Genomic DNA, 2,504 nt, shown 5'->3' on the forward strand with positions numbered 1-2,504 from the left:
GAACCAGCGGCTCGCCAGTGACGACCTGACTGCCCAGCGGCTGGAAAAGTGGCTCAGTGATGAGCGTAAGAGGCTCGATGGGCCGGCGGGCAGGTGCCAGGTCCCGGGCCCTGCGGTCCTCGCCGAGCGCGAACGCGGCGAGACTCGCCCAGGACTTGGCCGCGCAGCCGTCGAGACCCTCGGCGAGCCGCAGCACCCGCCGGAGCGGGCCGGCGGCCTCGTCGTGCCGGCCGCCGAACGTCGCCGCCATGCCGTGGAGATGGGCGAGCATCAGCTCGGCCACCGGCGTGCGGGCGCCGTCCAGAGCGATCGCGGCCGCCCGTTCGCCGATCCTCCGGTACTGACGATGGTCCCCGGCCACGCAGCCGGCCTCCGCCGCGAACATCAGGGCGAGCACCGCCCGCGTCCGGTGCGAGCCCGCCAGCCGGTCGGCGGCGTCCACCAGGATCTGCACCGCCGAGGCCGGCGCGCCGTCGCGCAGCTCGATCTGCCCGTACAGCAGGCCGGACAGGCCCCGGAGCTCGTCGGAACGCGCGTACGGGCGTGCGGCGCGCAGCAGCGAACGGGCCGTACGGGTGCGGCCGGCCAGCCAGGAGTCCGTGGCGGCCGCCAGCAGCCGGACCGCCCTGCCACCGGCGTCGGCGGTGAGCGCGGCGGCCTGCCGCCAGGCCGGTGCGGCGTCCGCGTGCCGGCCGGACCGGCGCGCCGCGGCCGCCTCGCAGACCAGCTCCTCGCACAGCCGGGCGTCCGGCCCACCGGCGCTCGCCGCGCGGTGCCGGCTTTGCCGCAGCCGGTCCTGGTCGAGTACGGCGGCGAGGGCCCGGTGCGCGGCCAGCCGTTCGGCGAGAGAGGCGTCGGCGTACAGCGAGGACCGGATCAGCGGATCCGAGGTCTCCACGGTCTCACCGTCCACGCGGATCAAGCCGGATCGCCGGGCCGTCTCCAGCGCCCGCGGGTCGACGCCCGCTCCCGTGGCCGCGCGGGCCAGCGTTCCGAGGTCCAGCCTCTCGTCGCAGGCGACCAGCAGCACGACCCGCCGCGCGTCGGGCGGCAGGGCACGGTAGCGCCGCCGGTGCAGGGCGCGCAGCCGGCTGTGCGCGGGCAGCGCGGCCGGGGCCGGCGCCACGCCGGCCACCTGCTCGGGCGTCAGCGCGGCGGCGAGCTCCGACAGGGCCAGCGGGTTGCCGGCGGCCAGGTCGATGAGGTCGGCCGCCAGGTCCGCGCCCGGTTCCGCGCCGAGCAGGTCGTCCAGTAAGGCGCGAGCCGCCCGGTCGCCGAGCGGGCCGAGCCGCAGCGACGGGACGCCGCGCAGCAGGTCCGTCGCGGCGGAGGTCTCCAGGCCCGTGGTCAGCAGCATGGCGAGGGGCTCGTCACCGGGCCGGCGGGCGGCGAAGGCGAGCGCGTTCAAGGAGACGCGATCCAGGAGGTGGACGTCGTCCACCCAGCACAGCACCGGGCCGTCGGCCGCGGCGTCCGTCAGCAGCCGGTGCACCGCCGTGCCCAGGACGAACGGCTCGGCCGACGGCGCGGGGCCCTCCCCGGTGACGGGGGCCAGGGTCGCCGCCTGGGCCGCGGGCAGCCGGCCGATCCGGTCGGAGATCGGCCACAGCAGCTTGTGCAGACCCGCGTACGGCAAGGCCGTCTCCTGCTCGAAGCCGGACGTGCCGAGGGTCCGGAACGACGTCGTGGCCCGGCCGAGCACGTGCTCGAGCAGGGCCGTCCGCCCCGTTCCGGGATCCCCGGCGACCGCCAGCGCCGCGCCGCCGCCATCTCGTACGCGACTCAGGGTCTCCGCCACGACCGCGAGCTCGCGCTCCCGCCCATGCAACACGAGGGTTCCTCCGTAGGAAAAGGGACTTTCGCGCCCATACGGCAGCAGGCATCCGGGGGCACGTCCAGAGGTCGCTCCTAAACCGGGGCGACGGCACAACACGAGGGCACCGCGGCTGTGCGCGGCCACAGACCGGGCGGCCGACGGCGGTGGGACGCTGGCGGCCGTGGGTCGGCGGTGGGACGATGAACGATCATCGGCCCTGGAGGTGGCGTGTGGACGCTCGTGCCCGCACGACCGGCCGTTCCGCGGGCGCGCTGACCCGCAGAGCGGCCTCGCGGCTCGTCACGCGGCTGCCCGACCTCGCCGACCGGCTGACCGCCGAGATCCTCAGCGGCGACGTGGCGCGGCCCGCCGGCCTGACCCACGACCTGTGGGACGCCTGCCACATCGGCCTGCGGCACGGGATCGAGGCGATCCTCGATCCGAGCCGGCGCGCCGACCTGCGCTGGGCCCGTGAGCTCGGCCGCCGGCGGGCCGAGCAGGGGTTGCCCCTCGACCAGCTCCTGCGTTCGTACCGGCTGGCGGGGCGGGTGTTCTGGGAGTCGCTCGTCGAGGTCGCCGCGCAGGACGACCCCCGACCGCCTCCACGAGCGCGTGTTCCAGCTCCTCGACGGGTGGCATCGGTTTCGGGGCCGGGCGTGCCATGCGGCGATTATCCGGAACATCCCGT

At 76.3% G+C, this 2,504-nt stretch carries 1 protein-coding gene and 1 pseudogene; one reads left to right on the forward strand and one right to left on the reverse strand.

What is annotated here, in order from left to right:
* The coding region (locus tag AB0K82_RS44410; protein WP_364409779.1) for an ATP-binding protein at positions 1-1,831 on the reverse strand (1,831 nt) is incomplete at its 3' end.
* 215 nt (positions 1,832-2,046) lie between these two features.
* On the opposite strand from AB0K82_RS44410, the pseudogene AB0K82_RS44415 reads away from it, so the two are divergent.
* Positions 2,047-2,504: pseudogene (locus AB0K82_RS44415) on the forward strand (hypothetical protein); the annotation flags it as partial.

This window comes from Actinoallomurus sp. NPDC052274, assembly GCF_040679475.1.
Taxonomy (GTDB): domain Bacteria; phylum Actinomycetota; class Actinomycetes; order Streptosporangiales; family Streptosporangiaceae; genus Actinoallomurus; species Actinoallomurus liliacearum.